Source organism: Micromonospora sp. IBHARD004 (assembly GCF_052814115.1).
In genome coordinates, this window is the sequence record NZ_CP199934.1 from 3,906,853 (window position 1) to 3,930,612 (window position 23,760).

The 23,760-nt window shown below is 70.9% G+C and carries 23 protein-coding genes; 15 read left to right on the forward strand and 8 right to left on the reverse strand.

Annotation, left to right across the window (positions count from 1 at the left end; translation table 11 throughout):
* Window positions 1–56 precede the first annotated feature (56 nt).
* From ACTWO6_RS19090 to ACTWO6_RS19125, 8 genes are all read left to right on the forward strand, one after another.
* Window positions 57–1,661 carry a PucR family transcriptional regulator gene (locus tag ACTWO6_RS19090; RefSeq protein WP_446215192.1) on the forward strand — a complete coding sequence of 535 codons (1,605 nt, stop codon included), beginning with the start codon at window positions 57–59 and terminating at the stop codon, window positions 1,659–1,661.
* A 239-nt stretch (window positions 1,662–1,900) separates the two neighbouring features.
* Complete coding sequence (locus ACTWO6_RS19095) at window positions 1,901–3,460, forward strand: NCS1 family nucleobase:cation symporter-1 (RefSeq protein WP_446215193.1); 1,560 nt, start codon at window positions 1,901–1,903, stop codon at window positions 3,458–3,460.
* Entirely contained in the window at window positions 3,457–4,299 is an 843-nt protein-coding gene (locus ACTWO6_RS19100) for a nitrilase-related carbon-nitrogen hydrolase (protein ID WP_446215194.1), read from the forward strand. The genes ACTWO6_RS19095 and ACTWO6_RS19100 overlap by 4 nt, the downstream gene beginning before the upstream one ends.
* Window positions 4,296–5,699, forward strand: coding sequence for a dihydropyrimidinase (gene hydA / locus ACTWO6_RS19105; RefSeq protein WP_446215195.1), 1,404 nt, complete (start codon window positions 4,296–4,298; stop codon window positions 5,697–5,699). Before ACTWO6_RS19100 ends, hydA begins: the two co-directional genes overlap by 4 nt.
* 12 nt (window positions 5,700–5,711) lie before the next feature.
* A complete protein-coding gene (locus tag ACTWO6_RS19110; protein WP_446215196.1) occupies window positions 5,712–6,704 on the forward strand; it encodes a TIGR03842 family LLM class F420-dependent oxidoreductase in 993 nt (330 codons plus the stop codon).
* Window positions 6,705–7,205: 501 nt separating this feature from the next.
* Complete coding sequence (locus ACTWO6_RS19115; protein WP_446215197.1) at window positions 7,206–7,529, forward strand: ArsR/SmtB family transcription factor; 324 nt, start codon at window positions 7,206–7,208, stop codon at window positions 7,527–7,529.
* A gap of 38 nt (window positions 7,530–7,567) precedes the next feature.
* On the forward strand, window positions 7,568–8,008 hold the full coding sequence (locus tag ACTWO6_RS19120; protein ID WP_446215198.1) for an SRPBCC family protein: 441 nt from the start codon (window positions 7,568–7,570) through the stop codon (window positions 8,006–8,008).
* A gap of 49 nt (window positions 8,009–8,057) precedes the next feature.
* Window positions 8,058–8,189: a hypothetical protein gene (locus ACTWO6_RS19125; protein WP_446220700.1), complete on the forward strand. Its 132-nt coding sequence runs from the start codon at window positions 8,058–8,060 to the stop codon at window positions 8,187–8,189.
* Here the strand turns inward: ACTWO6_RS19125 and ACTWO6_RS19130 are convergent.
* From ACTWO6_RS19130 to ACTWO6_RS19155, 6 genes are all read right to left on the reverse strand, one after another.
* On the reverse strand, window positions 8,160–8,483 hold the full coding sequence (locus ACTWO6_RS19130; RefSeq protein ID WP_446220866.1) for a hypothetical protein: 324 nt from the start codon (window positions 8,481–8,483) through the stop codon (window positions 8,160–8,162). The genes ACTWO6_RS19125 and ACTWO6_RS19130 overlap by 30 nt on opposite strands.
* The gene (locus ACTWO6_RS19135) at window positions 8,483–9,901 is read right to left on the reverse strand and encodes an FAD-dependent oxidoreductase (protein ID WP_446215199.1); all 1,419 of its coding nucleotides are present in this window, start codon (window positions 9,899–9,901) and stop codon (window positions 8,483–8,485) included. Before ACTWO6_RS19135 ends, ACTWO6_RS19130 begins: the two co-directional genes overlap by 1 nt.
* Window positions 9,902–9,976: 75 nt before the next feature.
* Complete coding sequence (locus tag ACTWO6_RS19140; protein WP_446215200.1) at window positions 9,977–10,474, reverse strand: N-acetyltransferase family protein; 498 nt, start codon at window positions 10,472–10,474, stop codon at window positions 9,977–9,979.
* Complete coding sequence (locus ACTWO6_RS19145) at window positions 10,474–10,800, reverse strand: ArsR/SmtB family transcription factor (protein WP_446215201.1); 327 nt, start codon at window positions 10,798–10,800, stop codon at window positions 10,474–10,476. The genes ACTWO6_RS19140 and ACTWO6_RS19145 overlap by 1 nt, the downstream gene beginning before the upstream one ends.
* Before the next feature lie 12 nt (window positions 10,801–10,812).
* The gene (locus tag ACTWO6_RS19150; protein ID WP_446215202.1) at window positions 10,813–12,069 is read right to left on the reverse strand and encodes a M28 family peptidase; all 1,257 of its coding nucleotides are present in this window, start codon (window positions 12,067–12,069) and stop codon (window positions 10,813–10,815) included.
* Window positions 12,066–12,326 (reverse strand): hypothetical protein, encoded by a 261-nt coding sequence (locus ACTWO6_RS19155; RefSeq protein ID WP_446215203.1) that lies wholly within the window; start codon window positions 12,324–12,326, stop codon window positions 12,066–12,068. The genes ACTWO6_RS19150 and ACTWO6_RS19155 overlap by 4 nt, the downstream gene beginning before the upstream one ends.
* 257 nt (window positions 12,327–12,583) lie before the next feature.
* Here ACTWO6_RS19155 and ACTWO6_RS19160 point away from each other — a divergent pair, with 257 nt between their 5' ends.
* The gene (locus ACTWO6_RS19160) at window positions 12,584–12,961 is read left to right on the forward strand and encodes an ArsR/SmtB family transcription factor (RefSeq protein ID WP_091619929.1); all 378 of its coding nucleotides are present in this window, start codon (window positions 12,584–12,586) and stop codon (window positions 12,959–12,961) included.
* 83 nt (window positions 12,962–13,044) lie between these two features.
* Here ACTWO6_RS19160 and ACTWO6_RS19165 read toward each other — a convergent pair whose 3' ends face one another.
* The gene (locus tag ACTWO6_RS19165; RefSeq protein ID WP_446215204.1) at window positions 13,045–15,294 is read right to left on the reverse strand and encodes a hypothetical protein; all 2,250 of its coding nucleotides are present in this window, start codon (window positions 15,292–15,294) and stop codon (window positions 13,045–13,047) included.
* A 248-nt stretch (window positions 15,295–15,542) separates the two neighbouring features.
* Here ACTWO6_RS19165 and ACTWO6_RS19170 point away from each other — a divergent pair, with 248 nt between their 5' ends.
* The 4 genes from ACTWO6_RS19170 to ACTWO6_RS19185 all read left to right on the forward strand — a co-directional run bounded on the left by ACTWO6_RS19170 (window position 15,543) and on the right by ACTWO6_RS19185 (window position 20,252).
* Entirely contained in the window at window positions 15,543–15,917 is a 375-nt protein-coding gene (locus tag ACTWO6_RS19170; RefSeq protein WP_446215205.1) for a hypothetical protein, read from the forward strand.
* Window positions 15,914–16,603, forward strand: coding sequence for a hypothetical protein (locus ACTWO6_RS19175; protein ID WP_446215206.1), 690 nt, complete (start codon window positions 15,914–15,916; stop codon window positions 16,601–16,603). The genes ACTWO6_RS19170 and ACTWO6_RS19175 overlap by 4 nt, the downstream gene beginning before the upstream one ends.
* Entirely contained in the window at window positions 16,590–19,994 is a 3,405-nt protein-coding gene (locus ACTWO6_RS19180) for a hypothetical protein (RefSeq protein ID WP_446215207.1), read from the forward strand. Before ACTWO6_RS19175 ends, ACTWO6_RS19180 begins: the two co-directional genes overlap by 14 nt.
* A gap of 69 nt (window positions 19,995–20,063) precedes the next feature.
* Window positions 20,064–20,252, forward strand: coding sequence for a hypothetical protein (locus tag ACTWO6_RS19185; protein WP_446220701.1), 189 nt, complete (start codon window positions 20,064–20,066; stop codon window positions 20,250–20,252).
* Here ACTWO6_RS19185 and ACTWO6_RS19190 read toward each other — a convergent pair.
* Window positions 20,235–21,137 carry a LysR family transcriptional regulator gene (locus ACTWO6_RS19190; protein WP_446215208.1) on the reverse strand — a complete coding sequence of 301 codons (903 nt, stop codon included), beginning with the start codon at window positions 21,135–21,137 and terminating at the stop codon, window positions 20,235–20,237. The two genes, ACTWO6_RS19185 and ACTWO6_RS19190, sit on opposite strands and share 18 nt — an antisense overlap.
* Before the next feature lie 89 nt (window positions 21,138–21,226).
* Here ACTWO6_RS19190 and ACTWO6_RS19195 point away from each other — a divergent pair, with 89 nt between their 5' ends.
* A complete protein-coding gene (locus tag ACTWO6_RS19195) occupies window positions 21,227–22,111 on the forward strand; it encodes a PhzF family phenazine biosynthesis isomerase (protein WP_446215209.1) in 885 nt (294 codons plus the stop codon).
* 74 nt (window positions 22,112–22,185) lie between these two features.
* Complete coding sequence (locus tag ACTWO6_RS19200; protein ID WP_446215210.1) at window positions 22,186–23,607, forward strand: RNA-guided endonuclease InsQ/TnpB family protein; 1,422 nt, start codon at window positions 22,186–22,188, stop codon at window positions 23,605–23,607.
* Window positions 23,608–23,760 lie beyond the last annotated feature (153 nt).

Below are 23,760 nucleotides of genomic sequence, written 5' to 3' on the forward strand. Positions count from 1 at the left end.
CCGCTCTGGGGGCAATGCCATTACGTTGTGTGCATTCCGCCAGTGGGGAGGCAGCGATGTACCCCTCCGTCGCAGAAGCCATCGCACTGCCGGTGATCCGGCGCGCGAAGCCGCAGGTGGTCGCCGGGTCGGCCGGCATGCAGGGCCGCGTCCGCTGGGTCCATGTGGCGGAGGTCGCCGACATCGCGCACCTGCTCCGCGGCGGAGAACTGGTGCTGACCACCGGAATCGCGCTGCCGGACGAGGCGGCGGCGCTCACGAGGTACGTGGACGACCTGGCCGCGGTCCGGGCGGCGGGACTGGTGATCGAGTTGGTCCGGCGGTGGAGTGACCACCTGCCAGAGGCGCTCGTGGCAGCGGCCGACCGGCACCGGCTCCCCCTGATCACGCTGGCGGAGGAGACGCGGTTCGTGTCCGTCACCGAGGCGGTGGTGGCGTTGATCGTCGACGCGCAGCTCGCCGAGCTGCGGGCTGCCGAGCAGGTGCACGAGACGTTCACGTCGCTCACCGTGGCCGGGGCGGAGCCGGCCGAGGTGCTGCGCGAGGTGGCCAGGATCTCCGGACTGCCGGTGGTGCTGGAGACGCTGGGGCACGAGGTGCTCGCGTACGACGCGGCCGGCCAGGATCCCACCGACCTGCTGGCGGACTGGGGTCAGCGGTCGCGGTCCGTGGCCGCGCCCGAGCGGACGGCCCACGACGAGGAGGCCGGCTGGTTGGTCACGATGGTCGGCGCGCAGGGCGCCGACTGGGGGCGCCTGGTCCTGCTCTCGCCGGATCCCCCGCCGCACCGGCACGTGGTGGTCGCCGAGCGGGCCGCGTCGGCGCTGGCGGTGCATCGGCTCGTGGCGCGTGATCGGGAGAGCCTGGAGCGGCAGACCCACCGCATGTTGCTCGCGCAACTGCTCGGTCAGGCAGTACCGCCCCCGGATCTCGCCGCCCGGGCGGCCGCGCTGGGCGTCGGGCTCGATCGGCGGCAGCTGGTCGGGGTCGCGATCCGTCCCGGCATCGTGACGCCACGCGCCCCTGCGCTGGCCACGCAGGAGGTGTTGCGCGACCTCGCGGAGGCGACCGCGTTGGCCGCGCGGCGGGTGGCCGCGCCCGCCCTGGTCGGCGTCGTGGACGACACGAGCGTTCGCGCGTTGTTGTCGCTGCCCGCGCAGGCCGGAGTCGACGGGGTACTGCGCCGGTTGGCCAGAGAGGTGCACCGGTCCGCGGCCGGTCCGGTGCTGGTGGCGGTCGGCACCACGGTGTCCCACGTCGCCGAGGTGCGCCGCAGCCTGGGCGAGGCCGCGCATGTGGCGGGGGCGGCCCTACGCTCCCCCGGCACGCAGCTCTACCACAAGCTGGACAATGTGCGCCTGCGCGGCCTCCTGCATCTGTTGCGGGAGGACGAGCGGGTCCGGGCATTCGCGGACCGCGAGTTGGGTCCGCTGTTGGCGCGGGACGCCAACCAGCGCACCCGGCTCGTGGAGCTGCTGCGCTGCTTCTGCGAGCAGGGCGGGAACAAGTCGGCGGCGGCCGCCGCCGCGCACCTGTCGCGTACGGCCTACTACCAGCAGCTGTCGCGGATCGCGCAGGTGCTCGGGGTGTCGCTGGAGGACCCGGAGTCGATGCTGTCGCTGTACGTCGCGCTTCTGGTGCACGAACTCGACGACGCCTGACCGGTCAAGGGGCCAGCAGGGGGCCCCAATCCATCCGCCGCGCCGATTGACAGCTCGGTGCGGGCATGCCGTGGACAGAGTGTGCGCCGATCATGCCAAGCGTGGACACTTTGCCGCTGCCGTGGCGGGTCCGGGACACCCACCATTCCGAGATAAAGATCGAGCTGATCCGCCCCCACCCGCAGCACCCGCGCCGGTTGGCCGGCCACTGTTGCGGCAGCGTAACAGCGAGGTGAGCGATGGCCGTTGAACCCCTGCCCCCCGCCGAAACCACCGCGGTCGAGCCGGGCACACAGATCACCCATCCGGATGGCCGAGTCGAGCTGCGTGACTTCTCCACGATCGCCGACAGCCCGTACTTCAACGAAGAGCTCGCCCCGGTACCCATTGAGAGGCGCACCTGGACCACGTACAACTTCGCGGCGCTGTGGATCGGGATGGCGCACAACATCCCCACCTATCTGCTCGCCGCCGGGCTCATCCAGCTCGGCATGAACTGGGTGCAGGCGTTCCTCACGATCACGCTCGGTAATCTGCTCGTCCTGATCCCGATGCTGTTGAACAGCCACGCGGGCACGAAGTACGGCATCCCGTTCCCGGTCTTCGCCCGCGCGTTCTACGGTGTGCGCGGCGCCAACCTCGTGGCCCTGCTGCGCGCCTTCATCGCCTGCGGCTGGTTCGGTATCCAGACCTGGATCGGCGGCGAGGCGATCTACGCGATCACCGGCAAACTGCTGGGTTCCTGGTGGGTCGACGCGGCGCACGTCATGGACTACCCGTGGACGCTGTGGGCGTCGTTCTTCCTGTTCTGGCTGATCGAGATGGCGATCATCTGGCGGGGCATGGACACGCTGCGGCGCTTCGAGAACTGGGCGGCGCCGTTCGTCATCGTGGTCGCCGTCGCCCTGCTGATCTGGGTGCTGGTCGAGGCGGGCGGGCTCGGCCCGATCCTGTCCCAGCCGTCGAAGCTGGGCTGGGGCGTCGACTTCTGGAAGCTGTTCGCGCCGTCACTGATGGCGATGATCGCGTTCTGGGCGACCCTCTCGCTGAACATCCCCGATTTCACCCGGTTCGGCGGCAGCCAGCGGCAGCAGGCGTACGGCCAGATCCTCGGTCTACCCACCACAATGTCGTTCTTCGCCCTCCTGTCGATCATCATCACCTCGGGCACGGCCGTGATCTACGGCGAGGCGATCTGGGACCCCATCCAGCTCGCGGCCAAGTTCGAGAACCCGCTGGTCGTCGCGCTCGGCCTGTTCACGGTCGTGGTCGCGACGCTGTCGGTGAACGTCGCCGCGAACACGGTCAGCCCGGCGTACGACTTCTCCAACGCCGCACCCCGACTGGTCAACTTCCGGACCGGTGGCCTGATAACCGGCGTGCTCGGCATCCTGATCCAACCGTGGCGCCTGGTGCAGGACCCCAACATCTACATCTTCGTCTGGCTCGGGTTCTACGGCGGCCTGCTCGGCGCCGTCGCCGGCGTACTCATCGCCGGCTACTGGGTCCGCAACCGCACCAGCCTCCAACTGCCCGCCCTCTACCGTCCCGAGGGCCGGTACTGGTTCTCCGGCGGCTGGAACTGGGCAGCGGTCCTCGCCACCGCCGTCGGCGCGGTCCTCGCCGTGGGCGGCGCCTACTCCGCTCCCGGCAAGGGGCCGTTCCCCGAGGACGGACTCATCCCGTTCCTCAAGCCGCTCTACGACTACAGCTGGGTGGCCGGTCTGATCGGCGGGTTCGTCGTCTACCTGGCGCTGTCGCTACCGCGCACCGCCCACGCCAAGGGGGAGAACAGATGAGCAACATCATCCGAGCCGGGCTGGTGCAGCAGAAGTGGACCGGCGACAAGGAATCCATGATCGCCAACGCGGTCGAGGCCATCCGCAGCGCCGCGTCGCAGGGCGCACAGGTCGTCTGCCTGCAGGAGCTGTTCTACGGCCCGTACTTCTGCCAGATCCAGGACGCCGACTACTACTCGTACACCGAGGCGATCCCGGACGGGCCGACCACCGCGCTGATGCGCGAGGTCGCCGAGCAGCACGGCGTGGTGCTGATCGTGCCGATGTACGAGCAGGAACAGCCGGGCGTCTACTACAACACCGCCGCCGTGATCGACGCCGACGGCACCTACCTCGGCAAGCACCGCAAGAACCACATTCCGCAGGTGAAGGGCTTCTGGGAGAAGTTCTACTTCAGGCCGGGAAACCTCGGCTATCCGGTGTTCGACACCGCCGTCGGCCGCATCGGCGTCTACATCTGCTATGAGCGGCACTTCCCGGAGGGCTGGCGGGCACTGGGGCTGGCCGGCGCACGGATCGTCTTCAACCCCTCCGCCACGAGCCGCGGCCTGTCCGAGTACCTGTGGCGGCTGGAACAGCCCGCGGCCGCGGTCGCCAACGAGTACTACGTCGGCGCGATCAACCGGGTCGGCGTGGAACCCTTGGGCGACAACGACTTCTACGGCCAGTCGTACTTCGTCGACCCGCGCGGGCAACTGGTCGGCGACGCGGCGTCGGACACCGAGGACGAGGTCGTCGTCCGCGACCTGGACATGGACAAGCTGGCCGAGGTCCGCGACCTGTGGGCGTTCTACCGCGACCGCCGGCCCGACACCTACGAATCGCTGGTGACGCCATGAGCATCGTCATCCGCAACGGAACAGTCGTCAACGCCACCGGGGCGTACCCGGCCGACGTGCTGGTGGAGGGCGAGCGAATCGCGGCGCTTGCCGCGCCCGACTCAGGGCTGACGGATCAGTGGGTGTCTGGCGCCGAGCGCGTGATCGACGCCGCCGGGAAGTACGTGGTGCCCGGCGGCATCGACGGCCACACCCACATGGAGATGCCGTTCGGCGGCACGTTCTCGGCGGACAACTTCGAGACCGGGACGATCGCGGCAGCCTGGGGCGGCACGACGACAATCGTCGACTTCGCCGTACAGGGCAAAGGAACCTCCCTGCTGTCCGCGCTGGACAAGTGGCACAGCAAGGCCGACGGGAACTGCGCGATCGACTACGCCTTCCACATGATCGTCTCGGACGTCAACGACACGTCTCTCAAGGAGATGGAGGCCTGCATCGACGCGGGCGTCAACACGTTCAAGATGTTCATGGCCTACCCGGGTGTCTTCTACGCCACCGACGGGGAGATCCTGCGGGCCATGCAGAAGGCCCGGGACACCGGGTCGATGATCATGATGCACGCGGAGAACGGCATCGCCATCGACCAGCTCATCCTCCAAGCGCTGGCCAACGGTCAGACGGACCCGGTGCAGCACGGGCTGACCCGGCCGCCCGAACTGGAGGGCGAGGCCACGTCGCGGGCGATCGCCCTGGCCAAGGTCACCGGCGCCCCGCTGTACATCGTGCACCTGTCCGCCGCGCACGCCCTGGACGCGGTCACCCAGGCCCGCGACACCGGGCAGAACGTGTTCGCCGAGACCTGCCCGCAGTACCTGTTCCTGTCCTTGGACGATCTGGCCAAGCCCGACTTCGAGGGGGCGAAGTACGTCGCCTCTCCCCCGCTACGCCCGAAGGAGCACCAGGCGGAACTGTGGCGGGGCTTGCGCACCAACGACCTGTCGCTGGTGTCGACCGACCACTGCCCCTTCTGCTTCAAGGACCAGAAGGAGCTGGGCCGGGGAGACTTCTCCAAGATCCCGAACGGGATGCCAGGCGTCGAGCACCGGATGGACCTGCTCTACCAGGGCGTCGTGAAAGGCGAGATCACCCTGCCGCGCTGGGTGGAGATCAGCTCCACCACGCCCGCCAGAATGTTCGGCCTCTACCCCCGCAAGGGCGTCATCGCTCCTGGCGCGGACGCGGACATCACGGTGTACGACCCGACGGCCCGGCAAACCATATCGGCCAGCACCCACCACATGAACGTGGACTACTCCGCCTACGAGGGCATGGAGCTGACTGGGAAGGTCTCCACCGTGCTGTCCCGTGGTCGGGTCGTCGTCGACGAAAACGCCTTCCACGGCGCGGCCGGGCACGGCACGTTCCTGAAGCGCGATCTCAGTCAATACCTGATCTGACAAGGAGAAACCGTGGACTTCGGCGTCGTACTTCAGACCGACCCGCCCGCTCGCGACGTCGTGGCGGGCCTCACCGCCGCCGAGGACAACGGGTTCCGCTACGGGTGGACGTTCGACTCCTGCGTGCTGTGGCAGGAGCCGTTCGTCATCTACTCGCAGGTGCTCGCAGCGACCAGGCACCTGATCGTCGGGCCGATGGTGACCAACCCGAGCACCCGCGACTGGTCGGTCACCGCGTCGCTCTTCGCCACCCTCAACGACATGTTCGGCAACCGTACGGTGTGCGGGATCGGCCGCGGCGACTCAGCCCGACGGGTCATCGGCCAGCCGCCGGCGAGCCTGGCCACCCTCAAGCAGGCGATGCGCGTGATCAAAGGACTTGCCGAGGGCCAGGAGGTCGAACACCACGGCACGGCGGTCCGCATCCCGTGGGTGCGTGACGGCAAGCTGGAGATCTGGATGGCCGCCTACGGCCCGCAAGCGCTGCGGCTGGTCGGCGAGCAGGCCGACGGCTTCATCCTGCAGACGGCCGATCCCGACATCGCCCGTTGGACGATCGGCTCGGTACGCGACGCGGCCACCGCCGCAGGCCGCGATCCCGACTCGATCACGATGTGCGTGGCCGCGCCCGCCTACGTGGGCACGAACCTCGCGCACCAACGGGATCAGCTGCGCTGGTTCGGCGGCATGGTCGGCAACCACGTGGCCGATCTGGTCGCCCGCTACGGCGACTCCGGGGTGGTGCCAAAGGCGCTGACCGATTACATCAGCGGCCGCGACGGCTACGACTACGCACACCACGGCCGCGCCGGCAATCCGTCCACAAACTTTGTGCCCGATGAGATCGTCGACCGGTTCTGCCTTGTCGGCCCCGAGTCAGCCCATGTCGACCGGCTGCAGGAGCTCAAGGAGATCGGGGTCCACAACTTCGCCCTCTACCTCATGCACGACGACAAGGACAAGACCCTCTCCTCGTACGGCAAGGGCGTGATCACGCACGTCTAGTCCCAAGGAGCTTCAGTTACCCGCAAGAGGCCGCAGGTCCGTCCCAGGTACACGATCCTTGAGCGTCTTGCGCTGTCCGAGTCCGAGATCACCGACTCGGTGGACACGTACGTCAAGGCAGTGGCCGGCTGGTGCGGCAGTCATCCTTTATGATCAACTGGTGAGTTCGGCGGTCAGGCGCCGTTGGTAGTGAGCACGGCACGGTCCAGGCGATTGGGCCGTGACCTGCGCGGGCGTGCTGGTAGGGATCCGCTGGTGCTGGGATTGCCGTTTCGGCGGCGCAGACGGCCAAGACGGCCAAGGCGGCGATCGCCAGAACGGTGAAACGGTGCCAGCAAATCCGCCAGAGCTGGTCGTGACGGCGTTGTCCACCTCGCGCGTCAGGCCCGCTCGACGGCTCTCAGCTCGACGGGTTGGTGGTCCCGTCCCCTGACCATGGTGCTTCCTTCGCAAGCTCGGCGGTCTTGACTCACAGCATCCGTACGTCGTAGCTTACCGTTCGTGGCTACTTACCAAGCTGATGATGGCTGGGACGCTCTGGGAGATCCCAGCAGGCGCGCCATCGTCGCCTGCCTGGCCGAACGCCCCCGGGCTGTCGGCGAGCTCGCCGATGAGCTGCCGATCAGCCGGCCCGCGGTATCCCAGCACCTGAAGGTCCTCAAGGACGCCGGGCTGGTCACCGACCAAGCGGCCGGCACCCGCCGGGTCTACCGGCTCAACCCGGCGGGCGTGGCCGCGCTGCGCGACCAGCTGGAGACGTTCTGGAACCGAGCACTGGACAGCTATCAAGACGTCGCCGAACAACCGACCGAGGAGATCCCATGACCGAAACAACAACCACGGTGGTCCGCAGGCAGATCGTCGTGCAGGCGCCGCTCGAACGGGCGTTCACCGTGTTCACCGAGCGGTTCGGCGATTTCAAGCCGCCGGAACACAACCTGCTCGGCGCGGCGATCGCCGAGACCGTGTTCGAACCGAAGGTCGGCGGCCACATCTACGACCGGGCCATCGACGGCAGCGAGTGCCGCTGGGCACGCGTGCTCGCCTACGAACCACCGGACCGGGTTGTGTTCAGCTGGGACATCAGCCCGCAGTGGCAGATCGAGAACGACCCGGACAACACCAGCGAGGTCGAAGTCCGCTTCGTCGCCGAAACCCCGCAACGCACCCGGGTGGAGCTGGAACACCGCCACCTCGACCGCCACGGCCCCGGCTGGCAATCCGTCAGCGACGGCGTCGCCCACGACCAAGGATGGCCGCTCTACCTGACTCGATACGCCACTCTGTTCACCAAGAGCAGCTGAGCTGCCGCCGATCACTGTCAGCACCGAGGTCGACCGACCGGCGGAGGACCTGTTCGCCTACGCCACCGACCCGAGCCGCTTTCACGAGTGGCAGGCGGGCGTCGTCGACGGCCGCATGGACCAGCCGGGCGTCCCCGACGTGGGAACGCGATTACGTGCTGCTGCGCGGCGGGCCAGGTGACGGGCAAATCGTCCCCGGCGGCGGGGAAACCGTCCTGTGGCAGGCCTGCCTGTACGAGATCACGCCCGCGGTGGAACACCGGCACGGACGCGACGGGGCGGTGAGCGCGCCGGTGACGACGATGGTGGACGCGCCGACGCTGGCGGCCATCGGGTTCAGCAGGACCGCGTAGGCGTAGTAGAGGGTGCCGTAGCCGACGGTGGAGGTGACGGCGAGGGCGGCGACGATCCGCCAGCCGTGGGCGTGGTGCCCGCCGACCGTGGGGCCGGCGGGCACCGTCGTGGTGGCGGGCATCAGCTGCCGCAGCAGCCGCCGGTCTGGCCGCCCACGGGGGCGGCGTCGAGGGTGATCAGACCGAGCGGCGCGGACAGCAGGCCCCCGGAGATGCCGGTGGCGAGCCCGCGCGCAGCCGGCTCGGCGGTCGGGGCCGGCCCGCAGCAGCTGTCGCCGGTCGCGGAGTCGGCGGGGTTGCTGTTGCAGACCCCGGTTTCGGGCAGGTCGAGCTGGACGTCGCGGGCGGCGTCCCAATCACCGGCGAGGGCGGCGACGACGGAACGGACCTGCTCGTAGCCGGTGGCCATGAGGAACGTCGGCGCCCGGCCGTAACTCTTCATCCCGACCGCGTAGTAACCGACCTCCGGGTGGGCGAGCTCGTCCACGCCGTGGGGAGGCACGGTGCCGCAGGAGTGCTCGTTGGGGTCGATCAGCGGCGCGAGGGCGCGGGTGGCGCCCATGACCGGGTCGAGGTCCAGCCGCAGCTCGGCGGCGATGGAGTGGTCGGGGCGGAAGCCGGTGGCGGCGACGATCCGGTCCACGGTGACGTACTCGTCGCTGCCGTCGGCGTGCCGCACGACCACCGCGACGCGACCGTCGGTGGGGGTGAGTGCGTGCACGGAGAAGCCGGTGAGCAGCCGGATCCGGCCGGCGTCGACGTGCTCGCGCAGCCGGGAGCCGAGCGCGCCGCGCGCCGGGAGGGCGTCAGCGTCGCCGCCGCCGTAGGTGCGCGCCGGTGAGGTGGTCCGGATCGCCCAGGTCACCTCGGTGCCCGGTTCGTCGGCGGCCAGCTCCGCCAGGGCGAGCAGCGTGTTCGCCGCCGAGTGGCCGGCGCCCACGACCAGGGTGTGCCGGCCGGCGAACCGGTCCCGGTCCGCGCCGAGCACATCCGGCAGCGCGTGCTCCAGGTAGGCCGCAGCGGCCCGCTCGCCCCTGGCGGGGAGGCCGGCGGCGCCGAGGACGTTCGGGGTGGCCCAGGTGCCGGAGGCGTCGATGACGGCGCGGGCGAGCAGCTCGTCGCCGTCGGCGAGGCGGATCAGGAACGGGGTGGTGTCGCGGCGGGCGGTGCGCAGCCGGTCCAGGCCGACGCGGCTGATCGCCTCGACCCGGGCGCCGTAGCGCAGGTGCGGCTTGAGCTGCGGCAGCTCGGCCAGGGGCTGGAGGTAGTCGCCGACCAGCTCCGCACCGGTCGGCAGGGCCTCCAGGTCGGGGGCGACCCAGCCGGCCTCGTCCAGGATCCGGCGGGCGGCCGGATCGATGTTGTACCGCCACGGGGAGAACACCCGCACGTGCCCCCACTGCCGCACCGCGGAGCCGGCGGTGTCGCCGGCTTCCAGGACGGTGAAGGGGATGCCGCGCTCGTGCAGGTGCGCGGCGGCGGCCAGGCCTACCGGGCCGGCGCCGATCACCACGACGGGCAGCTCGTTCAGGGTGCTCATCAGACAACTCCTCTGTGTTGAAAACTGTCGAATCAAATAGGTAGACGGGGGCTCGGCTTCTGGGGCCTGGGTTGGTCAGGTGATGACGGGGCTGCGCCGCTCGAGGAGGACGACGTCGCGCCACCGCCCGTGGTGGCGGCCGACGCGTTCGCGGACGCCGATGACCCGGAAGCCGGCTCGCTCGTGGAGGCTGAGGCTGGCGGTGTTCTCGGGGAAGACACCGGACTGGATGGTCCAGATGCCGGCCGCCTCGGTGGAGGCGATGAGCGCGTCCAACAGCAGCCGGGCCGCGCCGCGGCCCTGCGCAGCGGGGTCGACGTAGACGGAGTGCTCCACCACGCCGGCATAGACCGCGCGGGCCGAGGTCGGCGAGACGGCGATCCAGCCGACCACAGGGTCGTCGCCGTCGACCGCCACGAAGCGGTGCGCGGGCAGCTTCCCGGCGTCGAACGCCGCCCAGGTGGGTGCGGTGGTCTCGAAGCTGGCGTTGCCCGCGTCGAGGCCGGTCTGGTAGATCGCCAGGACCCGCTCGGCGTCGTCGGCCGTCATGGGGCGGACGGTGATGTCGGCCATCAGCAGGCTCCGTTCGGGTTGGGAGCGGGTCGGCCCATGACGACGTCGGCGGCGGACGGGAAGCAGCCGACGCAGGCGTCGTTGATGCGGTAGTGGCGGGCCGTTCCGACCGGCTCGACGAGGACGAACCGCACCTCGGTGAGGATCTTCAGGTGTTGAGAGACGGTGGACTGCGCCAGGCCGACGGCGGCGACGATCTCCCCGACGCTCATCGGTCGGGCGCGGCGGGCGAGGTACTCGACGATCTGCACCCGGGTCGGGTCCGCCAGGGCCCGGAACCACGACGCGTACGTCTGCGCGGTCGCCCGGTCGAGCAACTCGTCCACACCCGCCTCCTTCTATCGTTTATCGCCGATCGGCGATGAGAGTGTAGCGGGTGCGGGCGCCGCGAGGCAGACGGTGGCGACAACCAGGCGGGCGATCGCCGCGAGGGTGTCCGGATCGACGCGGTCCGGGATGTCGGCCGGGCTGTGGTACCCGCCCATGCCGGCACCGATGCCCACCGCCGCGGGGCCAGCGGCTCCGTAGCGGCGGTTGTCGGAGGCGACCGGTCCGGCGGCGAGGGGGACGCCGGTGTGCCGGCCGGCCTGGTCGAGCAGGGCGAGCAGCGCGTGGGCCAGCCCGCCAGCCTCGACCGCGGCGGCCTGGTCGAGTAGGCCGGCGCCGTCGACGTTGATGACCAGCGGGTGAGCGCCGCTGGCGCGCAGCCGCTGGCTGTGGTGGGCGGAGCCCAGCGCGCCGACCTCCTCGGCGTCGAGCAGCGCGACAGACAGCCCCACCCCCGCGGGCAGTGCGGCGGACAGGATCCGGGCGGCTTCCAGGACCACCGCGACGCCGCTGGCGTTGTCCGCCGCGCCGGGCTGGCGCAGGCCGGGGTGGTCGCCGACGCCGTCGTAGTGGGCGGTCAGCAGCAGGTCGACCCCGCCCGGCGGCGCCGCGTGGAAGGTGGCGTGGATGTTGGTGCCGGTGACGTCGAGACGGCGCAGCGGGGTGTTTCCGCTCAGCCAGCCCGCACCGGTGGCGGCAGCGGCGAGGACGGCGCGGTGGGTGTCCGCGTCGAGGGTCAGGATGGGCAGCGGTCCCGGGTCGGGGCCGGCGAGGGTCGTGTACTGCCAGCCGTCGGCGTCGACGGCCCGGCTCATCAGCAGGCCGGCTGCACCTTGGGCGTCACCGTAGGCGTCGAACAGACTCATCCCCGTGGGCACCACCAGCCACCGCCCCGTCGGATCGCCGCTACCGGCCACGCCCAACGGGCCACGCCTGACCTCGACGGCGTCGGAGGAGGCCGAGTGAACCGCGACCTCCCGGCCGAAGACCAGGAGTGTCGAGGTCGCTCCTTCGCCCCACACGACCGTCGCCGCCGCATACACGTCGGGCACGGCACGGACCGGGAAGTCGTCGGTCTCGACCGTCGCGCCGAGCGCGGCGAGGTGGTCGGCGAGCCAGGCACGGGCGGCGGCCCCGCCGTCCGTGCCGACCCGCCGGCCGGCGAAGTCATCCGAGGCGAGGGTGGTGACCGTGGCGGCCATCCGCCCGGCCGACACCGTCGCGAGGATCGCCTCCACCCGGGCGACCGATCCCGGTACCGGGGTCATCCGCAGCACCCGTGACCCGCGTTCACGGCCTCGATCTTCGCCTCGGTACCGCAGCAGGATCCCGCCGCTTGGGCGGCCTGCTGGGTGCCGCAGCACGGTCCGGCGGTCGCCGCCTCGCCAGCGGGCGGGAGGATTGATCCGACCGCCTGGGCCGGGCTGCCGCAGCAGGAACCGGAGCCGGTCACGGCCAGGGCGGCGGCCGGGTCCCCGGAGAACCCGCCCGTCGTCGCGGGGGCGGTCTGGGTGTTCTCGCTCATCGCCACGTCCTTCCGATCAGGGTTACCGAGGGCCGATCAGGGTGTACGCACTGGCGCGGGCGCGGTCATAGCGACGCTGCACCCGCTGCGCCGAGGTGGACACCTCGGCGCAGGAGTCGCAGAACCGCACTCCCGCCTGGGCGGCCGCTGACCGCCGAGCCTTGCCGAACATGACGATCCCCTTCCCACGGCGTCTGTCTTGACGTCCGTCGAATCAGAGAGTTGCACGTTGCTTAGACAGATGTCAACCTAGAGGCATGTCAAAGCAAGCGGCCTCGCTTCCCGTCATCGACCTCACCGCCGACACGCCGTGCTGCCCGCCGCTGGCGCAGCGCCGGGTGCCGGCCGAGACCGCCGCCGTCCTCGCGCCCGCGTTCAAGGCGCTCGGCGACCCGGTGCGGCTGCAGTTGATGTCGATGATCGCGTCCGCCGAGGGTGGGGAGGCATGCGTCTGTGACCTGACCCCCGCGTTCGACCTGACCGGGCCGACCATCTCGCACCACCTGAAGACGCTGCGCGAGGCAGGCCTCGTCGACGCCGAGCGGCGGGGTACCTGGGTGTACTACCGGGCCCGGCCGGCCATCCTGCGCCAGCTCGCCGCACTGCTCACCGTCGAACCGGCAGCCGCTGCGTAAGCCGCCGGCGACGCGCAGCTCGTCGGACTCGCCGTGGGCATCGGTCTCCTGGCCGCGCTCTACCCCGACGCCGAGCGCCCGTATCAGCCGTTCGATCTGGCCTCGCAAGCCTGTGCGGCTAGTTCTCGGACAGCTGTCTGATATTCCGGCTGCGTGTGGTACGGCCAGTGCCGCTCGACGGGTGGTGGCACGGTGTCGGCTGGGTCGATGGTCACGCTGCGGGGGTCGCGGAGCCGGATGTCGACCGACGCGGCTGCCGGGCTGTTGCACGTTGGCTGTGCGCTCTGCTGCGGGGCGAAGATGGGCCCGCCGACCGGGTCGGTGTCCCGCCACAGGTTCCGCCACCGCCAGTCGAGCCGCTCGCCCAGTTCGCACAGCGTTCGCCCCCCAAGGTAGGCCGGATAGAGGTGGGCGTAGATGCGGCCCAGCGGGGAGCCGTGGGTCAGCAGCGCGACCCGGCGCAGGACGGTCGGCGGCAGTTGCAGGATCGTTGCCGCGGCGAGGATCGAGCCGTGACTGTGCCCGGAGATGATCACGCCGCCTTGTCTGGAAAGGGCGGACACGCGCTTGACGAGTTCGGGCACCGCCCGTGCGGCGTAGCAGGGAGGCGCGAACGGATGAACCGTCCGGGGCCAGAAATCGCCCAAGTCCCACAGGGCCGCCACGACGCGCCGGGTCTGGACTGACCGGTAGGAGCGGAAGCCGAGAATCATCAAGCCGATCACGAGCAGGCTGATCAGCCAGACCCCCGCGTCCGTGACGTAGGCGGCGAGCACCGCCGATTGTCGGCGCTCCTTACCGAGCTCGGCCGCAAGCTGGACGGGACCGATCCCGATCAGGTCGAGGGCGATGGTGGCCAGGCCCAGCGAGGAGATCAGGAAGAACGCCAGCAGCATTGGGCCCAGTTCCTCGGTCACATGGGATCTGGCGATGGTCTCCCGGACGATCCAGAGCCGGGGCTTCGCCTGCGTCGGCACGTCCGGGTAATCCTGCTCGACGATGCGATCGGCTAGCCGGCGTCGTCGCCGTCGGCCTATGACGAGCGTGCTGAGGGCCGCCACGGCGACGATCATCAGTGTGGCGAGCCCGGCGAGTGCGGCCCACCAGTAGGCAACGGGTGGGTCCAGGGGAGCCATGCCGGGTGGATCTGGGTGGGCCGGACCGGGAACGGACCCGCGGTCGAGGAGATCGGCGACCCGGAAGACCAGGGTGGCGGCGAAGGCCGAAGCGACGGTCACCGACGCCGCCGCCACGATCGGCGTTCCGAGCCCGCGCAGGAAAGGGCGGGCCCCGGGCACGGTCACCCGCGCGCGCACCATGGTGACCAGCGCGAGCAGGACGAGCAGGACACCCTGTCCCGCGATCAGGCCGCCGGCGGCGCCTTCGTACCCAGGCAGCTGTCCGACCACGGCTGGATTGCCCGCGCGCAGAGCGGCGTAGCCGAGGGCCAGGACGGTCACCGCGACCGTGGCAGCCCGCAGGGGGCGCAGAAGGCGACGAACCCCCGCGCGGGTCGCCGGTACGGGCAGGCACAGCAGCACCGCACAGAACCCCAGCAGGCCGATCGCGGCGACGACCAGCGACCAATCTACGGTAGCCTCCGGGTCGGCGATCCCGGCGAGCAGGCTGGCATCGAGCGTGCCGGCGCCGACTCCGACGTGGATCTGACGCAGCCAGGCCGTTGTCCGCTCGTCGTCCCAGAACCCCCGCGTGTTGAGGCTCTCGGTCAGCTCGGACGTCTCCGGACGTGGTGCTGGCGGTCCGAAACCCTCGAGCGCACGCGCGGACCGTATCCCGATCCTCCAGATCACCCACAACGCGAGCAGCGGGATGAGCGACAGCAGGGCCAGACGCGGCCCCATCGGCAGCTCATCGAGCCAGGACAGGTAAGGCCGGCCCTCCCGGCACCGGTCGTACGGCACGCACTGCCAGCCGACGAGGTCCAGCGTGACGCCGATGACCGAGAGCACGAAGGCGGCCGTGAGCGTGCCGGCGAGCAGTCGGCACAGCGCACCGAGCAGACCGAACCGGTCGGTCGGCGTCGGGCGCAGCCAGACCGCGAGGTTACCCAGCATGAACGGCAACAACAGCACCATCGAAGCGGTCCGCACCGCCGCGCCGGCGGTCAGGGCACCCCAGCGGTACGCCTCCACGGCGACACCGTCAGTGGAACCGCCGGCCGCGCCGCTACCCGGCCGCGGCCGGTAGAAACCGGCGTAACGATCTCCGGCCACCCGCACCAAGATCGGGTGATCGAGAATCTTCTCCGCCGTGCCGCCGGATACCCCGTGCACCCTCAACTCGATGGCGTTACATGCAGGTGCTGTGCCCACGCGGACAGGGTCACAGAAAACTAGTGGGCTGGCAGCCAATACCGCACAAACTGAGGTGCCCCCCTGAGACCGGCCGGGCTGGGGCGTCGTGTTGTTCCGGCTGGGAGTTTACGTCCCTCTGCCCGGGCTGCCGGTCAGACCCACCCACGCCCACAGCACCTGCCCGCGGCGCCAGCGAGAGGTCAGCCGCACGCGAGAATCCGCATGCAGTCATGTCGGGTCCACGTTGGCGCGGACGTTCCGATAGGGTGACGCTCTCGGTTCACATCGACGAGAGTGACGGCATGGACTGGGCGGTCGCGGCAGCGCTGGGCATGATCGGCGGCGGCATCGTCGAGGTCGTCGCCGTCTGGGGAAACCTTGCGGCCTGGCAGAAGGCTCGCCATCTCGCGCGCCGCCGGGGCCGCAGACTGCCACCGATGATCCGGTACGTCGATCCGGCCGCGGATACGCTCGTCGCCGTCACCCGGTTCGTCCTGGGCGCGGCTGCCGCGCTCATCCTGCACACGCAGATCACCGGCGCGGTCACCGCCATCGCCGTGGGGGCATCGGCGCCGGCGCTACTCGCGCAGCTGGGCGCGGCGCGCGCCTTGTCGGCGCCGGCTGAGGGCGAGACCCCATGAGTACGCTGCCGCAGCGGTACTGGCGTGGGCTGACTGGGGCCCGCGCAGTCGACGAGAAGCCACTGGCCGAGCGGGGCCGGGAGGGGTACGGGCTGTGGCGCCGCTACTGGGCGGGCCTGTTGGGCATCCGCCTGCCCCCGAAGGACGCCACCCAACCTCCGGCCACCCGCAACAACCCGCTGACCGAGCCGTACGTGCAGGGCGCGAGGGTCCGGCTCCCCCGGTTCGACCGGGCCGCGGTCAGGCTGGCCGCCTCCGAGGAGCCGGAGCGCATGGTCGCCCGGTGGGCCGCCGCCGGCCGGCAGTTTACCGTCCGGGAGTCCGGCCCCGGCGAGGTCGAACTGCTGGTACAGGTGGACCGGGATGTGCCGGCCACCGAGGTCCTGCCCGTCGATGTCGCCACGGTCGGCGGCGACCGGCGCTACTTCCTGGTCTTCGTGCCGGAGACTGCGGGAGGATCGGTGGGCGCGCTCCGGCTGGCGGAGACGTCCGGCTGGATCGACGTGACCGTCGACGAGGAGTTGCCCGTCGCCGCCCTCGAGGCCGGCGACCCGGTGACGCGGGCGAGGATCGCGCAGTCCGTCGCGGCGACCCCCGATCCCGGAATGGCGACCTGGGCGGAGATCGTGGCGTCCCGGCCGGCAGACGACCCTCTGAGCCAGGTGATCAAGGATGCCGCCGGCTGACGCGGCGACGGCGGCTGACCTGTACGAACTGTGCAGCCGCCTGTTGTTCGGCCCCGGCACGTGGTTCGAGCTCTGCCGCGAAGCGACGGGTGATCCGGCCGCCGCCGCAGATCTGATGGCACGCCTGGCGCCGGAGGGTGACGCGGCTCAGGCGCTGGCCACCCGCGGCAGCTGGCCCGGCGAGTCGCGCCTGCCGCGGCCCGCGGCTCGAACCGTCGGCTCGGCCCTGTCCGCGGCGCAGGCGGCCGCGGACGTCGTCGCGGTGCTCACTGGCAGCCCGAACGCCGAGGACCAGATGGACCCCGAGGAGCGGATGCGCAGCGCCGGATTGCACTGGCGCCGGGCGAACGTGCTGCCGGTGGCGCCGCTGACCGGCGCCGGCATCGACTCCGCCCTCGCCAACCCCCGCGCGGCAGCCGTCGCTCGCCGGCTGGCGGTCCTCGCCGACGACGCCAAATCGCAGGACAAGGCGGCGTTCGGATTTCTCACCCTTGTCGTACGGGCGTTGGCCGGCGAGTGGCCGCGCAAACGTCGCGAGGTGGAGATGCCTGTGCTGTTCGACCGGCGCTCCACCGGCGGACACGGCGTCCTGCGATTGACGCTGCTCGAGGACGGGCCACCCGGCCTCTACCCGGACCCGCGGGCCATGCTGTTCCTGGTCGCGGACGGGCGTTTCGCCGAGGCGCTGGACGTGGCCTGGCGTGCGGCCGCGCCACCGCTCGGTGGCCGGTGTGTGGTGTGGCGTCTCACCACCGACGATCTGCCCTGCGACGAGGTGGCGGGCGGATCGCTCGGCGCCGCGTTCGGGGTGGGCCTGGCTGACCTCGCCCGCCGGACGCCGCCGGCCCTGCGGGTACGCCGCCTCGACCGACGCTGCGCGGTGACCGCCGAACTGCGGCCCGACGCACGGCTGGCCGAGGTGAGCGGTATCCGCAACAAGCTCGAAGAGGCGGTCCGACAGCGGCTGCGCGTGATCCTCGCACCGTCCCGCGATCGTGACGCGCTGCCTGACCCGTTGCTGCACGACGCCAAGGTGCGGTTCGCGGCTGACCTGCCCGCCGCGGTGCGGCAGAGCCGTACCCGGATGAACCCGACCTTCGCCGCCATGATCGCCGCGCTGGTGCTGGCATCCGCCGGGTTGACCGGCGGCGTGCTGGCCGCCGCGCGTGAATCGCGGGCGGCGCACCTCCGGGAGGTCGCCAACAACCTGCTGCCGGCCGCCGATACCATCCGGCAATCCGACCCCACCGGCGCCCTGCTGCTGGAGGCCCTCGCCGTCCAGCTCAACGCCTCCGGGGCGAGAGCTGCCTTGATCCGCAGTCTGCTGGCCAACCGCTACATCGGCACCCTCGCCGACACCGACAGCCGACCGTGTGGCGGACCGCAGGCATGGTCCCGGGACGGCACGAGAGTCATCACCGTACGGCCTCGCACGGTGATGGTGTGGGACACCGCGCGGCGCACGATCGACCGTACGATCGAGGTGCCCGGGCAGGTGACCGGATGCGCCTTCGCCCCCGACGGCAAGACCATCGCGCTCGCCGTCGACGACCGCCTTGCTCTCCTGCCGCTCGATCGCCGGCCGTCCCCCGGCCCCGCCGCGACGATCACCAGCGTCCCGGCACAGCGGGTCCACTACGCTCCCAACGGCGTTCTCGCCATCAAGACGGAGAATCAGCCCGTCGGACTGTGGTCAGTCGCCCACCGCGACCGGCCGCGACGGCTCGGCGCCGTGGCCGCCACCCAGCAGACCGGCAGCGAACTCGCGTTCTCCAAGGACTCACGCACACTCGTCGTCGGCGAGCGGGAGCGTGTCGTCCTCGCCGACGTCGCGCGCCCGGACAGCCCGCGTGTCACCGGCTCGATCCCCGTCTCAGCGGACAGTCTGGCGCTCTCATCGACGGGCGTCCTGGCGGTCGGTCGCACGGATGGCGTCACCGAATTGTGGGACGTCCACGATCCGAGCCAGCCCCGCCACACCGACACCCTCCGCTCTCGACAGGAGATCGGACTGCGGGTCTCCTCGGTGGCCTTCACCCCGGACGGACTACATTTGGTGACCGCGGCCGACGGGAGCAGCGAGATCTGGCGGCTCGGCGACGCCACCCCGCGACCCCTGCGTACGCTCGCCGTGACCGCTCACCAGGTGACCGGCGCCAGCCTCGCCCCGGACGGCGAGACCGCTCTGGTGTCGGATGCCAGCGGATCGCTGACCTTCTGGCGGCTGTCCGACCAGACGGCGCTGCCGACAGTGGCGGAGCTACCGCTCGCCCGAGCCAACATCACCGGCATGGCCTTCCAGGCTGATGCTGCGCGCCTGGTAGTCACGGCGGCCGGCGGTGCCGCCACCGTCTGGGATGTCAGCGACGTAGCCCATCCCCGACGGATCCGGACCGTCGGCCCGCGCGACGGCAGAGGAACCCCCGTCTCCTTCACATCCGACTCCCACGCCGGCTCCACCTGGCCGGCCGCGTTCGGCGCCGACGGCCGACGGTACGCCTCGACCGACGACAACGGCGGCATCGGCGTGTGGTCGGTCCACCCGGACGGCCGCATCGACCAGACCGCCTCGATATCTCGAACCGCCGATGCGGCACTCGTCCCGCTGACCGTGTCACCCGACGGCACCCTGCTCGTCGCCAGGATGGACGAGAACGACTCACCGGCGTCTCTTTGGGACGTCCGGGACCATCCGCGACTGCTCGCCCACCTACCGATGACCGCCCACCCGCCCGCCACTGCCTTCACACCGGACGGTCGGACGCTGGTCACCGTGGTGAGCGAGGAGAATACCGCCGGTCAGGACACCGCCACCTGGTGGAACATCACCGATCCCGCGCGCCCGGTTCCGGTGGCACAGCGCCGATTCACCAGCGGCGGCGGAGGTGCCGGGCCGATCGTCTTCACGCCGGACGGCCGGCTCATGTTCGTGACCGTGGGCACCGGCCCCGGCGTCCTGTGGGACATCTCGGACCTCGCATCCCCCGAGCTGCTGACGACCCAGCCGCCCCCGAACGGCGCGGACTCAGATCACGCCATGCTTCAGGGGCACACGCTGATCCTCAGCGCGATAGGTGCCATGAACGTCTGGGACGTTACCGACCCGGAAAAGGCGAGTGAGGCGGCCGTGTTCGCCAGCGGCGACGAGAGCCCGTTCCACCGCCATTTCGCCGTGGCGCCCACCGGCCTGCTGGCCACCGCGCAACTGGCGGGAGGCCTGCGGAGTCATTACACCAACGAAACACTGGTCCGGCTGCGCGACCTCAAGCCAATCCTCGACATCGTTGCCGACCCCACCGCCGCGGCGTGCCGGGTCGCCGGGCATGACCTGAGCCCGGAACTCTGGCGAAAGTACGCGCCAGACCTGCAGTACCGCCCGGTATGCCGATGAAGACCAGACCCACACCGCAACCGGCACCGCACAGGCAACCGCTGGACCGCTCGTACCATCGCGACGATCCTGGAGAACCCCGGCTACACCGGCCGGCAGGTCTGGATCCGCCAGTACACCGACCACGCCCCCAACGGTCGCGGTCAGAAGGCCAAACTCCGCGCTGACGCAACGGCGCCGAGGGTCCGTCCTGAACTTGGCGCTGGTCAGCGCACCCGTGCGACTCACGCCGAGCTTGTGTCACGGCTCCTGCTGTGAGCCCGGGTTCCATAGCGCGCGGAGCTGGTCGAGGACGAGCGTGGTGCCGGCGCTGAGCGTGCGGTCGGGGTGCGTGGCGAGGTAGACGGTCGGCGCGGGTGGGAGTGGCCCGGGAACGGCGATGAGCGCGCCCGCCTGCAGCTCGGCGGTGGCGGTGGCGGTGGGCAGGACGGCCCATCCGAGCCCGGCCGCGACGCAGCGCTTGACGGCTTCGATGCTTCCGAAGCGGACGCGGCGAAAGTCCGGTTGTCCGACGACGAACAGGCTGCGGGCCACCTGATCGCTGTAGCTGCAGCCCTCCTCGAGGAGGAGTACGTCGTGCTCGGCCAGCTGCGCCCAGGTGACTGTCCCTGCCGGCAGGTCGAGGTCGGGCCCGGCAACAACGGTGAGTTCTTCGGCGCCGAGGGGTTCCAGCTGGAGGTCTGCGACGGCCATGTCGGGTTCGAGGAGTAGAGCGGCTTCGGCGGCGCCGGCGCGTACGGCTTGGAGTGCCTGCGCAGTGCCCCCTGGTATGAGCGACAGCCGGATCTGGGGCGCGAGGAGGCGGAGCTTGCCGAGCGCGGCGGGAAGTCGGTAGGCGCACACGGACTCAGGAGCCACGAGCCGCACCCGGCCAGACGGTCGGCCGTCTCGGGCGGGCACCTCGGAGGCAAGGCGGCCCTCCAGATCGAGCAGCTGGTTGGCGTACGACAGGAGCCGGGTGCCGGCGTCGGTCAGCACGGCCCCGGACGGAAGCCGGTCGAACAGCCGGACGCCCAGGTGCCGCTCGAGGGCCCGCACATGCCCGGTCACCGTTGACTGCACGTAGCCCAGCTCCCGCCCTGTCGCCGTGAAACTGCCGGTGCGGGCCACGGTGGTGAAGGTTCGCAGCAGGTCCGTCTCCACTGCCATTCCTTTCCTTGATTGGTTTCATCATGACTCATCGTTGGACTCGATGGGCGCTACCCGGCGAGACTAGCCCTGGGAGGTTCTCGATGACTGACACAGACGACGCGACCACCGCGCGGCCCGAGGTCGCCGACGTGGAGGTGCTGCGTTACGCCGCCTTCCCGGACGGGGCCGCCGGCGGAAACCCCGCAGGTGTCGTACTGGAGGCGGCCAGCCTCGACGACGCCACCCGCTTGGCCGTCGCAGCCTCGGTCGGCTATTCCGAGACGGCGTTCCTCGAACCCAGCAGGCGGGACGGCGAGTTCCGGGTGCGGTACTTCAGCCCACTGGCTGAGGTGGCGTTCTGCGGACACGCGACGATTGCGGCCGCCGTCGCCCTGGCCGAACGCCGCGGCAGCGGGCCGCTGCTGTTTCAGACTCTCGCCGGCGCGGTCGAGGTGAGCACCGCTGAGAGCGATGCCGGCCTGACCGCCACGCTCACCAGCGTCCCCACCCGTACCCGACCCGCCTCGGGCGAGGAGCTCACCGCCGCGCTGGCAGCGCTACGCTGGCGCTCCACCGACCTGGATCCCCGGTACCCCGTACACGTCGCGAACGCCGGCAACGATCACCTCGTCCTCGCCGTGTCGAACCGCACCCGCCTGGCGGACCTGCACTACGACTACGGCATGCTGGCAGCCCTGATGGCCGAGCGCGGCTGGACCACGCTCCAACTCGTACACGCCCACACGCCGCTGCTCTTCTCTGCCCGCAACCCCTTCCCGCCCGGCGGTGTCGTGGAGGACCCCGCCACCGGAGCGGCCGCCGCCGCCCTCGGCGGCTACCTTCGGGCACTCCACCTCGTGGACCCTCCGGCGCAGATCACGCTCCTGCAGGGCACGGACATGGGTAGCCCCAGCCGCCTGCTCGTTGACGTGACCCGAGACGACGACCGCGTGCAGGTGACCGGCAGCGCCAGATCGATCCGCTAGTGCCGTGTCCACAAACGTAGGCCGGGTTGATCGGGGTTAGGAAAATGTCGTAGGGCTGGTGTTTGCTTCGGTTCGTGCCTCGTCGTCGGGATCCCGCCGCCCCGCGGGTCGTGCACCGCACCGCGCGCGTCGCGCTGCGGGTCACGCCCGGCCAGCGGCGCCGGTGTTTCGGCCTGCTGCGCTCGGCCGGTGACGTGTGGGCGTGCGTGTTGGAGGTGAATGCGTGGCGGCGCCGCCGCCGGGATGTACCCCTGTCCGGTTATCAGGAGTTGTGTCGGGAGTTGGCGGCGTCGGGGCCGGGCACGTTCGCCGAACTGGACTCCGTCGGTGCCCGGTCGGTGTTGCGCCGGTTTTCGGATGCGTGGTTCGCGGCGGCGAAGCGCCGCACAGCGGGTGACGTGTCGGCGCGGTTCCCGCGTCGGCGGCGGGGGTTGGTGCCGGTGCGCTGGTATCGCGGCACGTTCACCCTCGACGGGCGCCGGGTGCGCATCCCGACCGCCAAGGGCACGTCGCCGTTGTGGGTGCGCCTGGCGCGGGAGGTGCCGTATCCGGTCGAGCAGGTCCGGTCGGTCACCCTGCTGTGCGAGGGCGGTCGGCTGTTCCTCGATGTGACCGCCGAGGTGCCGGTGGCGGTTTATCCGCCCGGTGAGGGACCGGATCCGGGCAGGGTGGCCGGGGTGGATCTGGGGATCATCCACCCCTACGCGGTGGCCAGCCCCGGCGGGGAGGGGTTGTTGGTGTCGGGGCGCGCGATCCGCGCCGAGCACCGGATGCATCTGGCCGACACCAAGGGCCGGCATCGTGCCGTGGCCGGTCGGGCGCCGAAGCCGGGTGAGAAGGGGTCGCGGCGGTGGCGGCAGTACCGGCGTCGGGCACGGCTGGTGGAGGGTCGGCACCGGCGGCGGGTCCGTCAGGCCCAGCATGAAGCCGCCCGCACCGTCATGTCGTGGGCGGTGGGTCAGCGGGTCGGTGTGCTGCACGTCGGTGACCCCCGCGGGGTGCTGGACCTGCCGGCGGGGCGGCGGCACAACCTGCGGTTGCGGCAGTGGCAGATCGGCCGGCTCCTGCAGGTCCTCACCGACAAGGCCACCCTCGCCGGTATCAGTGTTCGGCTGGTCGACGAACGCGGCACCTCGTCGACCTGCCCCGCCTGCCGCCGCCGGGTGCCGAAACCCCGTGGGCGGACCATGTCCTGCCCGCACTGCGCATTCTCCGGGCACCGCGACCTGGTCGCGGCCGCCAGCATCGCCACCCGTGTTCCGGGCGGCGGATCCACCACCCCGGCAGCAGTTGTGTTGCCGCAGGTGGTCACGCACCGTCGAGCCGGCCGGCACCTACCCGGTACCGGCCGGTCCCGACGTGACCCCCGCCGCCCACCCGGGCCGGCGCGAGGATCGGTTGGCCCGCGGAGGCCCGCCCCACCACCCAGCGGTGGGGAGTCGCTCGCCCAAATGGCGAGGATCCACAACACCCACCGCAAACCCGGTGAACGTTAGTGGACACCGCACTAGATCTGCAGAACCGACCACCGAGACAAACCCGGCACAGGTTCGTGCGACAGCGCCAACCGCAGGCGGGTTGGCTTGGGACGTGTCGCTGGTGCGAGCTTCCTACCTGCAAATATTCACGGTGGGCTGGGATCGAACCAG